The 20,981-nt window shown below is 61.7% G+C and carries 21 protein-coding genes; 10 read left to right on the plus strand and 11 right to left on the minus strand.

What is annotated here, in order from left to right; translation table 11 throughout:
• Positions 1 to 24: 24 nt before the first annotated feature.
• Positions 25 to 714, minus strand: a complete 690-nt coding sequence (locus BM083_RS17665) for a class I SAM-dependent methyltransferase (protein WP_089871172.1) — start codon at positions 712 to 714, stop codon at positions 25 to 27.
• A gap of 187 nt (positions 715 to 901) precedes the next feature.
• On the opposite strand from BM083_RS17665, the gene BM083_RS17670 reads away from it, so the two are divergent.
• Complete coding sequence (locus tag BM083_RS17670; protein WP_089871174.1) at positions 902 to 1,351, plus strand: DUF2391 family protein; 450 nt, start codon at positions 902 to 904, stop codon at positions 1,349 to 1,351.
• Positions 1,352 to 1,455: 104 nt separating this feature from the next.
• A complete protein-coding gene (locus tag BM083_RS17675; protein ID WP_009367180.1) occupies positions 1,456 to 2,040 on the plus strand; it encodes a DUF7090 family protein in 585 nt (194 codons plus the stop codon).
• 87 nt (positions 2,041 to 2,127) lie between these two features.
• Here BM083_RS17675 and BM083_RS17680 read toward each other — a convergent pair whose 3' ends face one another.
• From BM083_RS17680 to BM083_RS17695, 5 genes are all read right to left on the minus strand, one after another.
• Complete coding sequence (locus tag BM083_RS17680; RefSeq protein ID WP_089871176.1) at positions 2,128 to 2,913, minus strand: DUF7089 family protein; 786 nt, start codon at positions 2,911 to 2,913, stop codon at positions 2,128 to 2,130.
• 3 nt (positions 2,914 to 2,916) lie between these two features.
• The gene (locus BM083_RS24235) at positions 2,917 to 3,006 is read right to left on the minus strand and encodes a hypothetical protein (protein WP_449405002.1); all 90 of its coding nucleotides are present in this window, start codon (positions 3,004 to 3,006) and stop codon (positions 2,917 to 2,919) included.
• 416 nt (positions 3,007 to 3,422) lie between these two features.
• On the minus strand, positions 3,423 to 4,259 hold the full coding sequence (locus BM083_RS17685; RefSeq protein WP_089871178.1) for an OapC/ArvC family zinc-ribbon domain-containing protein: 837 nt from the start codon (positions 4,257 to 4,259) through the stop codon (positions 3,423 to 3,425).
• A gap of 3 nt (positions 4,260 to 4,262) precedes the next feature.
• Complete coding sequence (locus tag BM083_RS17690; RefSeq protein ID WP_049893798.1) at positions 4,263 to 4,646, minus strand: DUF2073 domain-containing protein; 384 nt, start codon at positions 4,644 to 4,646, stop codon at positions 4,263 to 4,265.
• Between the two features lie 5 nt (positions 4,647 to 4,651).
• Positions 4,652 to 5,293 carry an Era-like GTP-binding protein gene (locus tag BM083_RS17695; RefSeq protein ID WP_009367173.1) on the minus strand — a complete coding sequence of 214 codons (642 nt, stop codon included), beginning with the start codon at positions 5,291 to 5,293 and terminating at the stop codon, positions 4,652 to 4,654.
• Between the two features lie 1,070 nt (positions 5,294 to 6,363).
• On the opposite strand from BM083_RS17695, the gene BM083_RS17700 reads away from it, so the two are divergent.
• On the plus strand, positions 6,364 to 8,010 hold the full coding sequence (locus tag BM083_RS17700) for a Cdc6/Cdc18 family protein (protein ID WP_089871180.1): 1,647 nt from the start codon (positions 6,364 to 6,366) through the stop codon (positions 8,008 to 8,010).
• 80 nt (positions 8,011 to 8,090) lie between these two features.
• Here the strand turns inward: BM083_RS17700 and BM083_RS17705 are convergent, their stop codons facing one another.
• The gene (locus BM083_RS17705) at positions 8,091 to 9,047 is read right to left on the minus strand and encodes a S24/S26 family peptidase (protein WP_089871182.1); all 957 of its coding nucleotides are present in this window, start codon (positions 9,045 to 9,047) and stop codon (positions 8,091 to 8,093) included.
• Between the two features lie 80 nt (positions 9,048 to 9,127).
• Here BM083_RS17705 and BM083_RS17710 point away from each other — a divergent pair, with 80 nt between their 5' ends.
• Complete coding sequence (locus BM083_RS17710) at positions 9,128 to 10,816, plus strand: DNA-directed DNA polymerase II small subunit (protein WP_089871184.1); 1,689 nt, start codon at positions 9,128 to 9,130, stop codon at positions 10,814 to 10,816.
• A 96-nt stretch (positions 10,817 to 10,912) separates the two neighbouring features.
• Here the strand turns inward: BM083_RS17710 and BM083_RS17715 are convergent, their stop codons facing one another.
• A complete protein-coding gene (locus BM083_RS17715) occupies positions 10,913 to 11,182 on the minus strand; it encodes a DUF7553 family protein (RefSeq protein ID WP_089871327.1) in 270 nt (89 codons plus the stop codon).
• 209 nt (positions 11,183 to 11,391) lie between these two features.
• Between BM083_RS17715 and uvrB the strand changes: the two genes are divergently transcribed.
• The 3 genes from uvrB (at position 11,392) to BM083_RS17730 (ending at position 15,276) form a co-directional block, all read left to right on the plus strand.
• Positions 11,392 to 13,452: an excinuclease ABC subunit UvrB gene (gene uvrB, locus BM083_RS17720; protein ID WP_089871186.1), complete on the plus strand. Its 2,061-nt coding sequence runs from the start codon at positions 11,392 to 11,394 to the stop codon at positions 13,450 to 13,452.
• Positions 13,453 to 13,454: 2 nt separating this feature from the next.
• Entirely contained in the window at positions 13,455 to 13,841 is a 387-nt protein-coding gene (locus tag BM083_RS17725) for an NUDIX hydrolase (protein WP_089871188.1), read from the plus strand.
• A 355-nt stretch (positions 13,842 to 14,196) separates the two neighbouring features.
• Complete coding sequence (locus BM083_RS17730) at positions 14,197 to 15,276, plus strand: sulfite exporter TauE/SafE family protein (RefSeq protein WP_089871192.1); 1,080 nt, start codon at positions 14,197 to 14,199, stop codon at positions 15,274 to 15,276.
• A 406-nt stretch (positions 15,277 to 15,682) separates the two neighbouring features.
• On the opposite strand, the gene BM083_RS22925 is transcribed toward BM083_RS17730, so the two are convergent.
• From BM083_RS22925 to BM083_RS17740, 3 genes are read right to left on the minus strand one after another with little or no spacing between them, the layout of a single operon-like run.
• Positions 15,683 to 15,829 (minus strand): hypothetical protein, encoded by a 147-nt coding sequence (locus tag BM083_RS22925; protein WP_177197690.1) that lies wholly within the window; start codon positions 15,827 to 15,829, stop codon positions 15,683 to 15,685.
• Positions 15,830 to 15,884: 55 nt separating this feature from the next.
• A complete protein-coding gene (locus BM083_RS17735; RefSeq protein WP_009367160.1) occupies positions 15,885 to 16,085 on the minus strand; it encodes a hypothetical protein in 201 nt (66 codons plus the stop codon).
• A 55-nt stretch (positions 16,086 to 16,140) separates the two neighbouring features.
• Entirely contained in the window at positions 16,141 to 16,587 is a 447-nt protein-coding gene (locus tag BM083_RS17740) for a hypothetical protein (RefSeq protein ID WP_009367159.1), read from the minus strand.
• A 147-nt stretch (positions 16,588 to 16,734) separates the two neighbouring features.
• Between BM083_RS17740 and BM083_RS17745 the strand changes: the two genes are divergently transcribed.
• The 3 genes from BM083_RS17745 to BM083_RS17755 are packed head-to-tail and all read left to right on the plus strand — an operon-like array spanning position 16,735 to position 20,939.
• Complete coding sequence (locus BM083_RS17745) at positions 16,735 to 19,317, plus strand: ribonucleoside-diphosphate reductase subunit alpha (protein ID WP_281244223.1); 2,583 nt, start codon at positions 16,735 to 16,737, stop codon at positions 19,315 to 19,317.
• 17 nt (positions 19,318 to 19,334) lie between these two features.
• A complete protein-coding gene (locus tag BM083_RS17750) occupies positions 19,335 to 20,327 on the plus strand; it encodes a ribonucleotide-diphosphate reductase subunit beta (protein ID WP_089871196.1) in 993 nt (330 codons plus the stop codon).
• Between the two features lie 60 nt (positions 20,328 to 20,387).
• Positions 20,388 to 20,939 carry a ribbon-helix-helix protein, CopG family gene (locus BM083_RS17755; RefSeq protein WP_089871199.1) on the plus strand — a complete coding sequence of 184 codons (552 nt, stop codon included), beginning with the start codon at positions 20,388 to 20,390 and terminating at the stop codon, positions 20,937 to 20,939.
• Positions 20,940 to 20,981: the final 42 nt, after the last annotated feature.

The following is a 20,981-nucleotide window of genomic DNA, read 5'->3' on the forward strand; positions in this document are numbered from 1 at the left end:
GCGATTGCTGGCGACTACGGACGGCTACGGTGCCACGCCGACGGTCAGAAGCGTCCCGAACGTCCGATAGCGTTCGACCATCGCCTCGCGCGTCTCCCAGTCGTCGGTCGGGAACTCGGCGGCGGGCGGGATGTCGATGTCGCGGTCCGAGATGTTGTCCTGTTCGGCGACGTGGAGGCCGGCCTCGCGGAACCCAGTCCGGTACTCCTCGGCCGACCAGCGGGTCATCTCGACTTCGATGTGCTCTTGCCACTCGTGGGAGTGGGTGTTCTCCTCGTAGTAGTTGACTGCGCAGAAGAACGTGCCGCCCGGTTTGAGGACACGAGCGATTTCTTCGAGGGTGTGGTGTGGGTCTGCGGCGTAGTAGAACGCCTCCATCGACCAGACGTGGTCGACGCTGTCGTCGGCGAACGGGAGTTCGTCGAAGTCGCCGACGAGGAAACCGACGTCGTCGGAGTCTGCTTCGTCGGTGTAGCGACGGGCGTTCTGCGCCATCTCGGGAGAGCCATCGAGACCGTAACCACGGCCAGCGTCTTTCGTGTCGTGAAGCGCGCGGAGCGCGTAGCCGCTGCCGGTTCCGAGGTCCAAGATGACGTCGCCGGATTCGACCGGCATCCGGGCCAGTGCGTGCTTTGCGGTGTGCCAGTGGCGGTCCTCCATCCCTCTGTCGCGGCCGTCGGCCGCCCAGGCGTCGAACTCGTCGCGAACACTCATACCGGAGGGTCGGTCGCGTCCGGTAAAACGGGTTCGGAGCAGAGAGAGTAGAAAAATAGGGAGCAGAGAGTAGGAGGGCAGAGAGTAGAAGCGCAGGGAGCGGAGAGTAAGAGAACGAAGAGAACAGAGAGACGGAGACGACGGCAGTGCCGAACGTCTTTTCACCGACACCGCTCCTACTGCCTGCATGGTCCGTGTCGGCAGACATCGTCGGTTCAAACTCGCAGACACTGCCCAGCAGGTCGTCGGAGGGTTCCTCCTCGCCGGCCCGTTCGTCGTCACCGACGAGGTGTGGGCGCTCGCTGTGGGGATGGAGTGGTACCAAGCCGTCTTGACTGCGGCAATCGTCCTCGCCATCGGCTACGGCACGCTCTACAAGGCCGACGACGACCGAGACCCGGACCGCGAAGTCGAGTTCGGAGGGATTCCGGTGCGGTTCATCTCACTAATCCTCGTCTCCTACCTCTCGGTGCTCATCCTCGCACTCTCGTTCGACGCACCCGCGACGCTCATCCCGAACCACATGGACCCGGTCGACATCACCCTCCAGACCGAGGTGTTCGTCACGCTGAAGGCGATGAGCATCGGGTCGGTGTTCAGCGTCATCGGCGCGGCCACCGCCGACAGCGTGTTCTGACGGTTGTGTATTCTGTTTGTCACTCTCAGAAAGACCGAAGCTATCGACCTCTGACCCGAGGTGTCAGCCCGCATCGTTAAGTCGGTTCGGGTGATGTGTCGGGTATGGAATACAGCCTCGCCATCGAGAACGCCCCAGAGACCATCCCGGGAGGGACTTCTCTCCTTCTCTTGCACCCAAGCATCGGCGAGACCGACCGTATCGATACCGACTTCTTCAAAACCGACACCGACGCCTTCTTCGTCATCTCCACGCGGACGACGGCGCGTGAGGTCGAACAGAAACTGGACTACTACGACGTCGACGAGTCACGAGCAGTCATTCTCGACACGCTCTCGGTCGAACGGGGTTACTCCCGTCGCAGTTCGCCGAACGTTCACTACGTCTCCTCACCCGACGATTTCGACGGTATCGTCACGCAGACGGAGGACTTCTTACAGAGTCACGAGGGGAAACGACGCGTCAGCGTCGACTCCGTCACCGAGATGGCCTACTACGCCGACGTCGACCGCGCGTACGACGCGACGAAGCAACTCATCGAACTGTTGAAAGAGAACGACGCCGTCGGTCTGTTCCACCTCTCGAACGAGGTCCACGAGGACGACACGGTCGACCGCTTCCGCGAACTCTTCGACGGCGTCGTGACGCTCGACGACGACGGTGCGGTCACCTACGACGACCAGCGGTAGCGAAAACGAACACGAGAACGAGAACGAATACGAGAGCGAGAACGACAGTGGGCAACTGACCACGCCAGTCGGACGTCGACCGGTCGTTCACTCCTCGACGAGTTGTGCGAACGTCTTCTCTGCCCACTGAACCGCGTAGTCGGGACCGTACTCGACGTACGCTTCCGTGTCCAGTGCAGCGAACGGAGCGGGCAAGTCGAGGTCGTGTTTGACCGCCGAGCAAGCGAACTCCGTCGCCGCCGGGAACTCTGTCTGTCCCGTCGCGACGGCACTCGGAAGGTCGGTCAGTCGTCCTTCGAGTCGTTCACCGGCATCGACCCACGCCTCGTGGAGTCGGGGCGCGTCGTCGGCCCACGTTCGGAACACCGCTCGTGTCTGGAGGCCGATCCACGCCTCGTAGAGTGCGGCAGCAATCTGATAAACGTCTGCGGGGCCGAGCGGTATCGCTCGGTCGAGGTCACGGTAGCGCTCGCCGAAGAAGGGGAGGAAGTGTTCGGGAACGTCGAGACCGAGTTGGACGAACGCCTCGGCGAACAGAAAGTCGAGAAAGCCCTCCGGCGTCCCCTCCGCACGTTTCTTCGCGATGACCGTCGGCGGCGACGTCTGTCGAGTCCAGACGACCGTTCCGTCACCGGGCATCCCGATAGTGAACGTTCCACCCGCATAGCGGACGAGCAGTGCAGGAGAGTCGTCGGGAAGCCACTCGGTCGGATACGTCGCCGGGTCGAGAGAGTCGGCGAGTAACCCGAGGTCTTCGGCCGCCGCTGGGGGGATAGTCTCGAAGTCGTTGTCGGCGTCGAGGACGAGACAGTCCGGCGCGTCAGTCGCCCGAACTGTTTCCACGTCGTCACGGAGCGTCCGCTCTGAGAACATCGCTCAGACGAACGCGAGGCCGAACAGGATTGCGAGACCGAGAACCGCAGATATGCCGATGGTTCCGAGTACGATTTTCGTCGCTTGGCTCATAGTGCCACGGTGTGTCCCATCCCGCTTAAAGGCTTCAGTCCGTGACGGCGATAGCCGAGTCGATTCGAGAGATGAGATGGTCGCCAGCATCGACACTGAGCGGCATCAGTGGTATCGGTGGTATTGTGGTTTCGTGGTATCGGCGGCATCGTGGTGTCGGCGACATCGTGGTGTCGGCGACATCGTGGCATCGGTGGCGTCGGTTCCATCGTCGATATTGGCGTCGTTCACCGCTCGAACCCCTCCGTTTCGAGTGGAGTCGAAGGTCAGTCGAGAACGCGAACCATCTCCAGAGGAAGTGAAGGGGTACACGGGCGACGAAGAGAGACGAAAAGAAGCGAAGAGAGTGAAAGAACCGGGAGACTGTTCGTGGGCCGTCGCAGTCAGGTGTGTGCGTAGATGTGCGTAGGTCGCCCCTACTCGTCTCGACCGGTGTTCTGCCACCTATCGGGAACCTCGATGACGTACCGACCGTCTTCGCGCAGCGAGATGATGTACTCGTCACGGTCGTACAGTTCCATGAGGTTCAACTCGTACTGGCCAGGGTTGAGAATCTTGATGCTCTCGAACTGGTCGTTCAGTTCTTCACGTAGGTCCGAGAGGTCTGGTCGGTCGTCGGACTTCGGTTCGACGACGGTTCCGTCGGCGTCGGACGGTTGTTCGGGCGTGGGCCGCTGCTCTGCGGCGGATAGCTCTTCGGGTGTGACGACGTCACTCCGGGCACTCGCTTGTGCTCGGTCTTCGGTGTTCTCGATGCTGTCGACGCTGTCGATGCTGTCAGGGGTGTCGGAGCTATCGAGGTCGGCGCTCTCTCCTTCGGCCGGTCGCTCGGAAGCATCGTCGGCAGCAGAGACAGACTGCGGTTCGTCCGACGGGTCGTCAGTCGGTTCGATAGTGACGTCGTCGCTCGCGGGTGTGTCGGTCGCCTCGTCTGTCTCGTCGGGGTTCGACGTTCGGTTGCCGACCCACTCGCGAACTGACGCACCCGCTTTCGCCGCGGTTCCGGTGACGCCACTGCGGTCGGACTGTTCGGTCCCTTCGGTCCGCTCGGTGGTCGGCTGGTCGTCGTCCGACGGCTGGCTCGGGGAGACAGCACGAGGAGTCGACGCCGATTCGGTGCTGTCGCGCTCTGTCTGCGTGGCTCGCTTCGGGCGGAACTGGAACTTGTTGCCACCGCAGTCAGGACACCCCGAAAGCATCTCTTTCGACCCATCGTCGAACGTCTTGCCGCAGTTCGTACACTGATGAGGCATTGACTATCTCCGAGAGACGAGCGCGCTGATGAGGTTCTCGTCCTTGTGGAGCGTCTCGATCTGGTTTGCGGGGCCGATAACGGTCAGCTTCTTCGTCTCTTCTTTGCCCATCAACCGACCGAGGAAACTCTTGTCGCCAGTCTGTGACCGTGGATAGGTCTCGATTTCGATGCCGTTGAACTCGTCGGGACTGATCTCGTTCATCGTCACCTCGATGAGTTTCGACTCCTCGTCGGGCGAGAGTCCTTCTTCGAGGATGACGATGTTACCGTCGCGGACGGTGTCGAGGATCAGGCGAATCTTCTCCATACTGCGGAGTCCGTCCATCCGCGCACCGCTGATGAGGTCGATTTGAACACCGTCGGTGTTTGGAGTCGCTTCAGGCATGTCGGTCACCCGAAGTACTCCGCGATTTTGTCGTACACTTCGTCCATGTTGTCTCCTTCCAGCGCTGAGAGCGGAATCGTCTCGTGCTGGGGGAAGGCGTTGGCGATACGCTGGATGTTCGAATCTTCGAGGTCGACTTTGTTCGCGAGAATCAACACCGGCAGGTCCTGGCTCTCGATGATGCCAATCAGCATAGTGTTGACCTGCGTGAACGGGTCCGTCGACGAGTCGAGCACGTAGATGACGCCGTCGACGTCCTCACGGAGCCAGTGCATGGCTTCGGCGACACCCTCCGTGGCCTCCCGGGACCGACGGATAGCGTCGTCTTTCTCCATGTCGTGTTCGAGGAACTCGTTGTAGTCCACCTTCGTCGTCACACCCGGCGTGTCGACCACGTCGATAGTGACCGTCCGACCGTTACGTTCGATGGTGACGTTCTCCTTCCGTCGGGCACGGCGTGTTTCGTGTGGAATGTGACTCTCCGGGCCGACGGCGTCACCAGTCCAGTCGCGAGCGATACGGTTTGCGAGGGTCGTCTTTCCGGCGTTCGGCGGCCCGTAGATACCGATTCGTTTCGGTTCGCTGGCCGAGAACAGCCGGTCTGTAACCCGTGAGATACTGTCTCTAAGTTCTGTTAGCAGTCCCATCCATGGCCTCCCGCTCCTCCCGGTTGTCCGTTCTCGTGGAGGGGCGTATGCGGGTATAGCGTCACCGCGGTTACTTAAGTACTGCGTCAGACAATGTTCATCCTCCAGATACATGGCACGAACAGAACCCGATGACGGAGAGCGACTCGCTCCGGTCGGTCCTCTCATTCCAGGTCGACGTCTTGCGATTTCTGAATGTATGATTCGTTGAATTGTCGGTACGGGTCGATGGAGAACTTCTCGACAGAAGGAGGACGGACGCGGTGAGTGAGAGTCAGACTCACGAGCCCACCCCCACCCCTTCGTTTCGAGTGGAGACGGGGCCGAGGGTGTCCACGGTTCGTCGTCGTCGGCACCGGTGCCGTTAATATCCCAACCCAATCTCCCAAAATATACTGTTCTTCTTGTGCTACGGGTTTGGTTGCACAGCCGAGTAAATAAAACCACGCCTTGTCAAAAACCTCCGAGACCACCCCCACCCCCTCTCGGAGTGGGTTCCACCCGAAACGAAGGGGTGGGGGGTACCCCCGAACTCTCGGGTGGAGACAGTAGGTCGAGACACTCGGGACCAATCACCGCGTCAGTCCCGCTCTGGTTCCTCTTCCGTACTCGACTCGTCTGACTCCCAGTCGGTGTTCGTGCCGACTTCCTCGGGCTCACGCGTATCAAGAATAAGTAACCCCACCGTTTCCTGTCGAATCACTCCGCCACACTCGTAATGACTCTACTCCGACACAGTTCGACTACACCCACTCTGTAACGTCGTCGCTACTGGTCGTCCGCACCGGCGCTCACTCGACTCGTTTCTACTCATACTGATGATGTCGCCGACGAGAGTCCGCTCGACAAGAAACGATGGGCTAACCACTCCGCAGCAGGGGTGAAAACCCAGGTGACTCGGAGAAAGGGAGAATACTTTTGTACCACCTGTTCGTCTGGTTCGTTTGCATCATCTGGACGCACCGATTCGATTTCTCGAGTCGAATATCCGGGAACATCGGCTCGTGATAGCTTGATATCGATGGTATCCGGTGTGTCTCCACACGAAACGGAGGGGTATTGGGGGTACTATGACGGAACACGAGACAGACAGGCACACGACAGACACGACCGACAGTATGGACGAACCCGAAGAGGACGAACGCGAGGAGCAGAAAGAGGCGGGTGACGACGACGAGCAGACGGTTCGTCCGTCGGACATCGACATCCACGAGAGCATCGGAAACGATACCCTCGACGACCTCGACGTCGAGTTGGAGAACGGCGGCGGCTCGTCCACCGAGTCGACGGGGGTCGACCTCGACGAAGTGGTCCTCGAAGAGACGAAAGACGACAGCAAGGGACTCTTCGACGACCTGCTCTCCGGCGAGCCAATCTTCGAGAACAAAGAGGTCCTCAGACCCTCCTACACACCGCACGAACTCCCGCACCGGACCGACCAGATCAACCAGATGGCGACGATTCTGGTCTCTGCGCTCCGCGGCGAGACACCGTCGAACATCCTCATCTACGGGAAGACGGGGACCGGGAAGACGGCGAGTGCGAAGTTCGTCAGCCAAGAACTCGAATCGACCTCACAGAAGTACGACGTCCCTTGCGAAGTCGAGTACATCAACTGCGAGGTGACCGACACGCAGTATCGTGTCCTCGCCCAGTTGGCGAACAAGTTCATCGAGAAGAACCACGCGCTCATCGACGACCGACTCGACTCACTCCGTGACCTCCGGTCTACCGCTGCAGACGACTCTGAACGTCTCTCCGATACGCGCTTCGACACCGTCGACGACGTCGACGAACGCATCGCGGACCTCGAAACCGACCGCGAGGAGATGGAGACGGTACCGATGACCGGGTGGCCGACCGACCGCGTCTACTCGACGTTCTTCGAAGCCGTCGACTACAACGAGCGCGTCGTCGTCATCATGCTCGACGAAATCGACAAACTCGTCGAGAAGTCCGGTGACGACACGCTCTACAACCTCTCGCGGATGAACTCCGAACTCGATAACTCCCGTATCTCCATCATGGGTATCTCGAACGATCTGAAGTTCACCGACTTCCTCGACCCTCGGGTCAAGTCGAGTCTCGGCGAGGAGGAGATCGTCTTCCCGCCGTACGACGCGAATCAACTGCGAGACATCCTGCAACACCGCGCGGACATCGCGTTCAAAGGCGACGCGCTCACCGACGACGTCATCCCGCTCTGTGCGGCGTTCGCGGCACAGGAACACGGCGACGCACGCCGCGCACTCGACCTCCTGAGGACCGCGGGAGAACTCGCCGAACGCAGTCAGGCCGACACCGTCGAGGAGGCACACGTCCGACAGGCACAGGATAAGATCGAACTCGACCGCGTCGTCGAAGTCGTCCGAACCCTCCCGACGCAGAGCAAGATTGTCCTCTTCTCTATCATCCTCCTCGAAAAGAACGGTGTCCACAACATCAACACCGGCGAAGTGTTCAACATCTACAAGCGACTCTGTGAGGAGATAGACGCCGACATCCTCACCCAACGGCGCGTCACCGACCTCATCAGCGAACTCGACATGCTCGGCATCGTCAACGCCGTCGTCGTGAGTAAGGGTCGCTACGGCCGGACGAAGGAGATCAGCCTCTCGGTTCCCATCGACGAGACGGAGGCGGTGCTCCTCTCTGACTCTCGTCTCGGCAACATCGAAGACGCCCAACCGTTCGTCCAGGCCCGATTCGACAACTGACTCGCCTCATCTCTCTCCTTCTCGTCTCTTTCCGTCTTCACTCTTCCTCGACTCGAACTCGTGCCCTTCTCTCCAAGAAGCTACGCCGATACAGCCCCTGCGGTTCCACTCGAAGCAAGGGCCACCGACGCGTCCGCCCTCAGGGTCTCGTTCGTCGGGTCCGCATTCGCTTCACTCGGACCGCTCGTCGCATTTGCCGCACTCGTATTCGACGCACTCACGTTCGACCCGACCAGTTCTCCACCGCCACCGGTCGTCGTCACCTCGACACCGCTTCCAGCGGATGCCGTGTCGGCAGGCGACGCGAACGCCGCCCCGGAGAAGCCGAGGCGGACCCAACCGAGATACGGGATGCGAATGCGTGCGATTCCCTGTACCCACTCTGCGCGAACGGGCGGTGCGATGCCGTTCGCTTGGTCGTACTCGGCGTTGTTGTCGCCCTTCGTGATGAACCCGGCGTGGGGGGCCGGGCAGTAGCGGAGTTGCTGGCAGTTCTCCGCGCCGACGTAGTCCGGATTCGCCTCGTCGTACCAGTTCTCACCCTCGTCGACCCAGAAACGCGCGCGGTGGATGATGGGGGGACCGAACGAGTCGGGATTGTCGTAGATGATGACCGACCCGTACGACCCGAAGGTCCGGTAGTCCGTCTCTTGCGCTGCCTGATAGGTGACGACGCCGGTGTCTTCGTAGGCGCTGTCGGGGGCGAACCGCCCGGGTTCGGTGATGAAGATGAGGTCACCCTTCTCCATGTGTGGCTCCATGCTCCCGCTCTCGACGGCAACCATCGGCGGCCAGACGCCGCTGATGGCGAAGAGCAGTAGTCCGATGGCGACGACAGCGAGAACGCTCGTGAGCATCTCGCGGATGAACAGCAACGGGCCGCTCTGTGCGGTTCGGAACCGTGTCACGAGGCCCTCGTCGGTGTCGGAACCGAGCGTCGTCGAGGGGACGTCGCGGGTGTCGCGACTACCGGGAGAACCGGCTGTATCGGAGGTGTCAGAATCGTCGGAGGGCGGGCGGCTATCGCCAGAACTCATCGAAACGAGGTTGGGCAGGACCGGGTTTCAAGCTTCTGGGTTCCGGCATCCTTTTCTCTCCCGCGTCCACTCTCATCTCTGTGCCGCTTTCGACGCCGTCCAGCCTCGTGAAGGAACTCGCTCGCCGGGGATACAACGCCGAACGAGAGGCTATCACGCTCATCGCGAACGCTGCTGATCCGGCGCTCGCACTCGAGCGGACGGTCGAACACGCTCCCGACGACGCCCTCCGCATCACCGTCGCGCACGTCCGGGCCATCCTCGACACCGACAAACTCTCTGCGGATGCCCAGACGACACCTGCCGAGATGTCTGACTCCACCCCGGAGTCGGCGCAGCCCAACCCCTCTCCTTCGACTGGAACAGACACGTCGACGACTCACACACCCACGGAGTCGGAGACGGCGGCAGAGTCTCCAGTCGAAACAGGGGGGTCGAAGTCGTCACAGTCGCCGTCAGCCCAGTCGCCTTCGACTCAGTCGACACCGTCGCAGCCGACTTCGTCCACCCAGTCGACGCCTCGTAACTCATCGGCGTCGTCGACGTCGACACACACTCGCACGCCGAAACCCGCCGACATCGCGAACGACATGACCGGCCAGAGTACCGGAACCGGCGAGTACAAGCAGTTCGTCACGACGTTCAAAGACCGCTACGAACGGCTGTCGAAACTACTCCGTGGGCGCGTGAACCACCGGCCGACCGAGGCCGTCCAGAAGATGCCCGGCGGCAGCGACGCCGAGATTATCGGCCTCGTCAACGACGTCCGGTCGACGGCGTCGGGCCACTGGCTCGTCGAACTGGAGGACACGACGGGGACGTTCCCGTGTCTGGTGATGAAAGACAAGAACATCGCCGAACTCGTCGACCAGATGCTGATGGACGAGTGCATCGCGGTGCAGGGGACGCTCGCCGACGACGCGGGTATCCTCTTCGTCGACACGATTCACTTCCCGGACATTCCCCGGACACATCGCCCGAATACCGCCGACCGCCACGTGCAGGCGGCGCTCATCTCGGACGTCCACGTCGGCAGCCAGGAGTTCATGGCCGACGCGTGGAACCGCTTCACCGACTGGCTTCACACACCCGAAGCCGACCCGGTGGAGTATCTCCTCATCGCCGGCGACATGGTCGAGGGCGTCGGTATCTACCCGAATCAGGACGAAGAACTGGACATCATCGACATCTACGACCAGTACGAACGCTTCTCGGAGTACCTCAAGCAGGTGCCGGGCGACATGGAGATCGTGATGATTCCGGGCAACCACGACGCGGTTCGTCTCGCGGAACCCCAACCCGGGTTCGACGACGAACTCCGCGACATCATGTCCGCACACGACGCGCGCATCACGAGCAACCCCTCGACGGTCACCGTCGAGAACGTCTCTGTCCTGATGTACCACGGCGTCTCACTCGACGAGGTCATCGCCGAACTCCCGGCGGACAAAGCCAGCTACGACGAACCACACAAGGCGATGTACCAACTCTTGAAGAAACGTCACGTCGCCCCGCAGTACGGCGGGCACATGCGACTCGCACCCGAGGAGAAAGACTACCTCGTCATCGAGGACGTCCCGGACGTCTTCCACACTGGCCACGTCCACAAACTCGGCTGGGGGAAGTACCACAACGTACTGGCCGTCAACTCCGGCTGTTGGCAGTCGCAGACCGATTTCCAGAAGAGCGTCAACATCGACCCCGACTCGGGGTACGCGCCGATTCTCGACCTCGACACCTTGGAGATGACCGTCCGAAAGTTCGCCTGAACGGTCGCTCACCACTACTCGACCGCACTGCATCGTTTGAGAACCGTTCGCAGAAACTGATTCTCCACCGGAAATGAGGGGGTTCTGAGAGCCGATTCAGACGCCCGGAACCGTCTTACGGTACTCTTTGACCGAGTTACGAGCGGACTGTACCAACTCGCTCGCCTCGCCGTCGAGTTCCCGGCCGAGTTCGTGCAGCACGTTCATATGTCGGTCCAGTCGCCCGTGGTCCGGGTCCGCGTCACGCGTCGCCAACTCCGCGAGTTGGTTCGACTGGTCGTAGAGCCGTTGCTGTGTCTCCTCGTCGACGAGTTCCGATGCCTCTCGAAGTGTGTCGCTCGCCTGCTGGAGTTCGTCTCGTACCATACCTCCTGGTACGACGGTCAACCCGAAAAGTGTTCGTCGCTGGCGAAATTGTCCGGAAGTGGTGACGACGTCCGTCGATGGAGAGTCGTCGAGGTACCAGACGCCCCGTCGTTCGAACACTGAAACGAGTCCTCTTTCGCCCGCCCAAGGTACACAACACTGCCCCAAACGAGCGGGTCAAGTGCCTTCGGGTCCAACGTCAGCCAACCGTGAGTGACACAGATTCCGGGCCACTCTCACCGGACCGTCCCGAGGCTGCCCGCCCGTTTCGTGTGGATGCGCCGTTCGAGCCTGCCGGCGACCAACCCGAGGCCATCGAACAACTAGCCGCGGGCTACGCAGACGGGATGAAGAAACAGACGCTACTCGGCGTCACCGGTTCCGGTAAGACCAACACCGTCTCGTGGACCGTCGAAGAGATTCAAAAGCCGACGCTCGTCCTCGCGCACAACAAGACGCTCGCCGCACAGTTGTACGAGGAGTTCAAGAACCTCTTTCCGGACAACGCGGTGGAGTACTTCGTCTCGTACTACGACTACTACCAACCCGAGGCGTACGTCGAGCAGACGGACACCTTCATCGACAAGGACATGTCCATCAACGAGGAGATAGACCGACTCCGTCACTCGGCGACCCGGTCGCTTCTCACCCGCGACGACGTCATCGTCGTCGCGAGCGTCTCTGCTATCTACGGTCTCGGTGACCCGACGAACTACGTCGACATGGCGATGGAACTCGAAGTCGGCGAAGACGTCGGCCGCGACGAGTTGTTGAAACGACTCGTCAACCTGAACTACGAGCGCAACGACATCGACTTCCAGCAGGGGACGTTCAGAGTCCGCGGTGACACCGTCGAAGTCTTCCCGATGTACGGCCGCTACGCCGTCCGCATCGAGTTCTGGGGCGACGAGATAGACCGGATGATGAAGATAGACACTCTGCAGGGCGAGGTCAAATCCGAAGAACCGGCCGTCCTCATCCACCCGGCGGAGCACTACTCCATTCCCGAGGGACTCCTCGAACGCGCCTGCACGGAGATAGAGGGGTTGATGGAGGACCGCGTGCGCTACTTCGAGCGCCAGGGTGACCTCGTCGCCGCCCAACGAATCGAAGAGCGAACGACGTTCGACTTAGAGATGCTCAGAGAGACGGGCTACTGCTCGGGTATCGAGAACTACTCGGTTCACATGTCCAACCGCGAGTCGGGCGAGGCACCCTACACGCTGCTCGACTACTTCCCGGACGACTTCCTCACCGTCGTCGACGAATCCCACGTCACCCTGCCCCAGATAAAGGGGCAGTTCGCGGGCGACAAATCGAGGAAGGATTCGCTCGTCGAGAACGGGTTTCGGCTTCCGACTGCGTACGACAACCGCCCACTGACGTTCGAGGAGTTCCAAGAGAAGACGGATAGAACGCTCTACGTCTCGGCGACGCCCGGCGACTACGAACGGGAACACTCCGAGCAGATCGTCGAACAGATCGTCAGACCGACGCATCTCGTCGACCCGAAGGTCGAGATTTCGGAGGCGACGGGACAGGTCGACGACCTGATGGCCCGCATCGACGAACGCGTCGAACGCGACGAGCGCGTGCTCGTGACGACGCTCACGAAGCGGATGGCCGAGGACCTCACCGAGTACTTCGAGGAGGCCGGTGTGAACGTCGCCTACATGCACGACGAGACGGACACCCTGGAGCGTCACGAACTGATTCGCTCACTTCGCCTCGGCGACATCGACGTCCTCGTCGGTATCAACCTCCTGCGTGAAGGATTGGACATCCCCGAGGTGTCGCTCGTCGCCATCCTCGACGCCGACCAGCAGGGGTTCCTCCGGTCGGAGACGACGCTCGTCCAGACGATGGGCCGTGCCGCCCGCAACGTCAACGGCGAAGTCGTCCTCTACGCCGACGAGACGACGGACGCGATGGCCGCCGCCATCGACGAGACCCAACGCCGCCGGCAGATTCAGACCGAGTTCAACGAGGAACACGGCTATACACCCGAGACGATTCAGAAGGCGGTCGGCGAGATGAGTCTCCCCGGCAGTAAGACCGACACCTCCGACACCTCCGTCGACGACATCGAGACCGAAGAGGAAGCCGAGGCCAAAGTCGAACTGCTCGAAGAACGGATGAACGAGGCCGCGGGTAACTTAGAGTTCGAACTCGCCGCCGACATTCGCGACAGAATCAGAGAACTCCAGCAGGAGTTCGACCTAAACACCGCGGACCTCGGGGTCGAACCCGAGGCCGAACCGGACTTCTGACCGTGGTGACGTTCGCGGCCGGTGGCTTGCTCGTCCGCGACGACGGCGCCGTTTGCCTCGTCCACCGACCGCGGTACGACGACTGGGCGATTCCGAAAGGGAAACTCGAACCCGGCGAGACGCTCGTCGAGGCGGCGGTGCGGGAGGTCCGAGAGGAGACGAGATGTGCGGTCGAGTGTGGCCGATACGCGGGTCGCTACCAGTACGACGCCGACGGGCCGAAAGGGGTGTTCGTCTGGCGGATGCATCTCGTCGACGAACACCCGCCCGACGCCCCGGAAGCGGGCGACGAAGTCGACGAACGCGCGTGGGTCGCTCCGAGCGATGCCCTCGACAGACTCACCTACGCGAACGAGCGGGCGCTCGTCGAACGGGTACTGGTGGTGTGAGTTGGCTCACATTTGATTCCCGAGGTGGTGGTCGCGCTGTATAAGGAGTATTAGGAAACGACAATAATCGTGTGGTTCAGGGTCTCACACCGACGTTTTAGCCCAAGTTTTTTTACTTATGCAGAATCAACTCGGTGTACCGACCGTGACCCGCGACTCGGCGGACGAGTACGACGGACACGACTGTCACCATCCTTGTTCGATTGGAGATTGTTCCCGATTGTTCACACAGGAAAACGTGGCGGACGTGCGTGCGTGGTTCGATTCCGCTGAAACACCGGTGTACGGCGCGATGTTCTCAGTATCCTCGACACTGGATACTGTGAGTGCAACTTACAACTAGACCTACAGACCGATGAGTTCTCAGCACAAAAGTCGCATCCAAAAGTCGTTCCTAAAGTATCAACACGTGTTCGTCCTGCTCGCTCCGGTGCTGTTCGTCACGAGCGTGTACTTTGCGGCGCCGACAGGGGACGTGGGCACGAACTACTGGCTCGAATACTGGTGGCTCTTCCCGGCGTTCCTGCTCGGGGCGACCATCGTCAACACGGTGGGAATCAGCGGGTCGGCGCTGTTCGTCCCGTTCCTCATCTTCATCTTCCCGCTGTTCGCCCAGCCACTGCAACCGGAGACAATCGTGAAGGTGGGACTCATCAGCGAGGCGTTCGGTCTCTCCAGTTCGTCGGTCGCGTTCATCCAGTACGGTCTCGTCGACCGTCGACTGGCGCTCACGCTCGTCGCCGGCGCGGTACCGTTCGTCGTCGGCGGGGCGCTGCTGTCGTTCATCATTCCCGAAGTCGTCTTCCACTCACTGCTCGGCGTCGCGCTGTTGGCCGCGTCGTACCTGCTGTTCAAGGCAGACCTCGGCCACGAAGGCTCCAGCGAGAGTGGCGACGAGGCCGTCGCCGCAGACGGTGGTGTCGCCGCAGACCTACCGAACGACCCCGACAAACTCGGCCCGGCCGGTGTCGCTACCGACGCCGACGGCAACGTTACCCGTGTCGACCGTGACGGCGACGACTACCGGTACACCCGCGGTGGCTACCTCAGGCGGTTCGGCAACTACAGCATCGGTGGTATCTTCCAGGGACTCGCTGGCTTCGGTGTCGGCGAACTCGGTATCATTTCGATGCTCAGCACGAAGGTTCCCGTCCGCGTCGCTATCGGCACGAACCACATCGTCGTCGCACTCACCGCCGTGCTCGCGTCGCTCGTCCACGTCTTCGGCGGTGGACTGGTCGGTGGCCACTCGCTGAGTCTCGCGTCGACGCCGTGGAACATGGTCGTCTTCACCGTCCCCGCGACGGTCATCGGCGGCCAGATTGCCCCGTACGTCTCGAACGCGCTGGAGACGGACACCATCAAGAACTTCGTCGGTGTCCTCTTCGCCATCATCTCCGTCGCGCTGTTCCTGATGGCCGCCGGTATCGCGTAATTCGGCGGCCTCACCCTCTCGGTTCTCGATTTCTCGACGCTTGGCGGTCTGGTACGCCTTGGGGCACTCTAGTGATTCGGTTCCCCTTCTCGTGTGACTTCCATTCGGTCGAGAGAGCATCCCTTCGTCGGTTACTCACTGTCCACCAGCGTTGCGTCTCTCGATTCGAGGAGAGAAGGTCCGTATATTCGGTTTCGATTGTGAAGCGAAAATTCTACTGTCTGGAATGCGTACGTACGACTACAATCCATTGACTGATCCCTTGCCCGGAGATCGACCGATGGATTGTGGCATTCCGGTTGACGGCGCCCACTTCGGGCGCTCGTCATCCGCTTCAGTCGTAGTCTCGCCTCGTCACCGCTGACTCGTCGAACCGTTCTGCGGACGTCGTCTCTCGCGTACTGACCTACTCGGCGAGTGTCCGCACTGGAGGCCCTGTTCGTGTTTTCACTCGTTCTCTGTAGCCGCGACGAGTCTTCACCAACCAGAACAGCGACCCGACGAGGGCGATTCCGGCGACGACGAACGCGGGTGCAGTGGAGGGCGGAACCATCGGTGAACGTCGTCTGTCCGCCGGTATCGACCGTTTGGCAGTTCTGGTATGCGAACTACTGGTTGAGCTCTTGCTGCACGTGTCTCTCGACGTGTCGAAAGAGGAGGAGTGCGCCGACGAGTCCAGTCACCACCACGCCGAGTGTCCCGAGCAGTGTCTGGAGGAGAGCACCGACGAGGAGGACTTCGAGGAACCAGACGACTGCTCGCGTGTACCACGCCGTGTAGCCGTGGAACCACGACTGCTTGCTTGCCATCGACTACCAGACAGACCGACGACAGATATAGTTCACCCCGACGCCGTCGGTCGCCTCAGGTGTTTCCAGCCTCGTCGAAGTCGCCGTCTTTCTCCTTGTCGACGAGTCCTTCGCCGTCGTCGAGTTCGCCGTCGCCGTCGAAGCCGTGGTCGAGCAGTTGTTCCGTCGGCGTCGACCCCTTGTCGTCGACGTAGACGTCGGCGTGGCCCTTCTCCATCCGGAGGCCGTGCCAGTCGACGCCCCACTCGGTGAGGCGTGCGACGGTCTCTTGGGCCGCTTCCCACGGACGGGCCGTCCAGACGATGATGGTGTGACCCTGCCGGTACTGGTAGTTGACCCACTCAACCATCTCCTCGTTCGGTTTCTCGGGTTCTTCGGTGATGTACTCCTCTTCACCCTTCGTCAGCGTCTTGTCGAAGTCGACGGCGATACGCTGCTGTTCGTCGGCCGCGAACGGTTCTTCGCCGTCGGGCATCACACCCCCGCCCTCGGTGTCGTCCATCGTGTTCGCTGTTTGCCGGTGGGGTGGTTAGTCGTGTGGGCCGTCCGGTCTGTGTGACTCGTCTCTCTACTCTACGTACCCGAGAGCCTCTGCCAGAAGAACAACTAAACTTTCAATACTCCAATTTCGATTGCCAATGTTTATGGTCTGCGCAGGGAACAGTACGGACCACGGCCGTTCAGTCGCGCCGTCGTCGGGCGGTATTCACCGCTCACGAGGAGTGGCGACACTGTCCGACGTCTCGGTCGCGCCGAACGGACGGGAGAACGAGTCACCTCAGACATGAGTCAAACCACAACAACGCAGCGAGACCGGATACGCGCCGTCGTCGAGCGTACTCGACGCGGCTTCGAACACAGCGTCACGGACGAGTCGGTCGACCGTCTCGTTACGGACGTCGAACGCAACCTGTACGGGGGAGCGACGCGAGCGGAGCGGTACGACGCCGTCGTCGACGCCGCCGCCGCCAGAATCGAACGCGACCCGGCGTACAAGACCGTCGCCGCCCGCGCCTTCCGCGAGCGCTACGAACACGAGGTACTCGGTGAGTACGAGGACCGTGAGCAGGCGTACAGAGACTCGCTTCGTGACCTCGTCGCCCGTGGCGTCGATGCCGACCTGCTCGACGAGCGGATGGCCGACTACGACCTCGACGCGCTCGCCGACGCACTCGTCCTCGACCGGGACGACGAACTGAACTACCTCGCGATGGAGACGCTCTACCAGCGATACTTCCTCAAGACGAACGACGATGAGCGTCTGGAACTCCCACAGGTGTTCTGGATGCGCGTCGCCATGGGCGTCGCATTGCGCGAGGACCCCGACGAGCGCGAAGCCTACGCGAAGGAGTTCTACGACGTGCTGTCGACGCTGCGGTTCGTCCACTCGACGCCGACGCTCTTTCACGCCGGGACGACCCACCCGCAACTCTCGTCGTGCTATCTCACCACCGTCGCCGACGACCTCGACGACATCTTCCGGTCCTACCACGAACACGCCAAACTCTCGAAGTGGTCGGGCGGCCTCGGCAACGACTGGACGAACCTCCGCGCTTCGGGGTCGCTCATCGAGTCGACTGGCGTGGAGTCGACCGGAACCGTCCCCTTCCTCAAGATTTCGAACGACGTGACGGCGGCCATCAACCGCTCGGGCAAGCGCCGCGGGGCCGCCGCTGCCTACCTCGAATGCTGGCATCTCGACTACCCGGATTTCGTCGACCTGCGACGAAACACCGGCGACGAACGCCGACGCACCCACGACATGAACACCGCCGCGTGGATTCCCGACCTGTTCATGAAGCGCGTCGAAGCGGACGAAGCGTGGACGCTCTTCTCGCCCGACGAGGTTCCGGACCTCCACTCGACGTACGGCGAGGAGTTCGAGGAACTGTACCGCGAGTACGAACAGAAAGCCGAAGCGGGCGAACTCCGCCAGTACCGCACCGTCGACGCCGCGGACCTCTGGCGGAAGACGCTCACGCGCCTCTTCGAGACGGGTCATCCGTGGATAACGTTCAAAGACCCCGCGAACGTCCGGTCGCCGCAGGACCACGCGGGCGTCGTCAACTCCTCGAACCTCTGTACGGAGATTACGCTCAACACGAGCGACGAGGAGACGGCGGTCTGTAACCTCGGGTCGGTCAACCTCGCGAAGCACGTCGAAAGCGATGGCGACGGCATCGCCAGCGACGGTGACGGTTTCCAGCGCGAGCGACTCGCCGACACCGTCGAGACGGCGATGCGGATGCTCGACAACGTCGTCGACCTGAACTTCTACCCGACGGAGAACGCCGAACGCTCGAACATGCGCCATCGGCCAATCGGCCTCGGCGTGATGGGCTTTCACGAGGCATTGATGCAGCAGCGCGTTCCGATGGCGAGCGACGAGGCGCTCACCGTCGCGAGCGAGATACAGGAACTCGTCGCCTACCACGCCATCTTGAACTCCTCGCGTCTCGCAGCGGAGCGAGGAAGTTACGAGAGCTACGACGGGTCGAAGTGGGACCGCGGTCTCCTGCCGCAGGACACTCTCGACCTGCTCGAAGCCGAGCGCGGTCGGGAGATTCCGGTCGACTCCGAGGAACGCCTCGACTGGGACGCGGTCCGAGAACACGTCGCCGCCCACGGGATGCGCAACTCGAACACCATTGCCGTCGCGCCGACGGCGACCATCTCGACCATCGTGGGAACGACGCCTTCCATCGAACCCATCTACTCGAACCTCTACGTCAAGTCCAACATGTCCGGCGACTTCACCGTCGTCAACGACCACCTCGTCGCGGACCTGAAACGCGAGGGACTGTGGAGTGCAGAGACTCGCGACCGAATCAAGTACCACGACGGGTCGATACAGCAACTCGACGAGATTCCCGACGACGTGCAGGAACTGCACCGCGGCGCGTTCGAAATCGACCCACGACACCAACTTCGGCTGACTGCCCAACGCGGCGTCTGGATCGACCAGAGCCAGTCGCACAACGTCTTCTTCCCGTCGACGGACGGGTCGCTCCTCGACGACGTCTACAAGACGGCGTGGAAACTCGGCCTCAAGACGACCTACTACCTCCGGACGCTCGGCGCGAGTCAGATAGAGAAATCCACGCTCGACATGCGCGAGTACAGCGACACGCAGACGCGTGGCGATAGCGGTGTCACAGACGAAGAGTCGACCGAATCCGACGCCTGCGACCTCCCGAGCGTCGAGGACCCGACCTGCGAGTCCTGCCAATAGCTCCCCTCTCACCACCAATGCCCATCATCAACACCGACAGCCAACACGACCCGAACAAGATTCTCCCCATCGACTACCCGTGGGCCCGCGAGTACTACCGCGACGGCGTCGCCAACAACTGGGTCCCCGAGGAGGTGCCGATGCAGGACGACGTCAGCCAGTGGCAGAACGACGAACTCACGCCCGAAGAGCGCCAACTCGTCGAGTGGAACCTCGGGTTCTTCTCCACCGCCGAGTCGCTGACGGCCAACAACATCGTCCTCGCCGTCTACGACTACGTCACGGCCCCCGAATGTCGCCAGTACCTCCTCCGGCAGGCGTACGAGGAGGCGATTCACACGGACACGTTCATCTACTGCTGTGACTCACTCGGCTTCGACCCCGACTATCTCTACGGGATGTACGACCGCGTGCCCGCGATTCAGGAGAAAGACGAGTTCGTCGTCGACCTGACCCGCGCCATCGACCGCGAGGAGTTCACCATCGAGACGGACGAAGACGTTCGCGCGTTCCTCCGTGACCTCGTCGGCTTCTACGTCGTCATGGAGGGCGTGTTCTTCTACGCCGGGTTCGCGATGATGCTCGCGCTGAAACGCCGGGGCAAGATGGTCGGCGTCGGCGAGCAGTTCGCCTACATCATGCGCGACGAGTCGCTGCATCTGAACTTCGGTATCGACCTCGTCAACACCATCCGCGAGGAGAACCCCGGCGTGTGGACAGACGAGTTCGAAGCGGAAGTCGAGTCGCTAATTCGCGAGGCAGTCGACCTCGAAGCCGCCTACGCCCGCGGAGCGTGTCCGGAGGGTATCCTCGGCATGAGCGCCGACCAGTTCGTCGAGTACGTCGAGTACGTCGCCGACCGGCGACTCCACCAGTTGGCGATGGACGAGGTGTACGGCACCGACAACCCGTTCCCGTGGCTCTCCGAGCAGGTCGACCTGAACAAGGAGAGCAACTTCTTCGAGCGAACGGTGACCGAGTACCAGTCCGGCGGGTCGCTCGACTGGTAGCGTCTCGTCTCTCTCGTTTCGAGCGTCAACTATACCCGCACTCGTCTCACTCGTGTGTATATGCCTGCCGACCGCGTGACGGTCTCACTCGACGACGACACGGCAGCAGCGTTGGCGGACCTCACCGACCGAACCGGCGAGGGCCAAAGCGAGGTCATCCGTCGGGCACTCACCTTCTACGCTGCGAACTTCGACGCTGCGAGCACAGACTCCGGACCGAATCTCGCCGCCTACCACCGGATGCTCTCTGGCGGCGAGCACGTCCTACTCGACATCGACTTTCTGCACTGCTTTCTGGACCACGTCACCGACGCGAACGGCGACCCGGACCCGGAGTTCGCGGCGGCGGCCGACACCGTCTCGGACTACCACGCCCGCGAGTACGCCGACCGATTCGACAACGTCGGCGACCTGTTGGAGTGGCTCTCGTTCTGCGGGTTCCTCTCCGTCCGAGCGACGGAGGGCGACACCTACCACGTCGTCTTCCCGTCGGCCGAACTCCGGTGGTTCATGACCCGTTTCATCGAGCGAAGCGTCCGTGACCTCCCGTTCGAACTCGACGTCGAACAGAGCGTCTCGAAGGTGCTCATTACGGAACGCCGACCGACGTAACGAACACGAGTGTCTCGTCACGCGGAGCATTTTCGCATACGC

The organism is Halogranum rubrum (assembly GCF_900114455.1).
GTDB lineage: Archaea > Halobacteriota > Halobacteria > Halobacteriales > Haloferacaceae > Halogranum > Halogranum rubrum.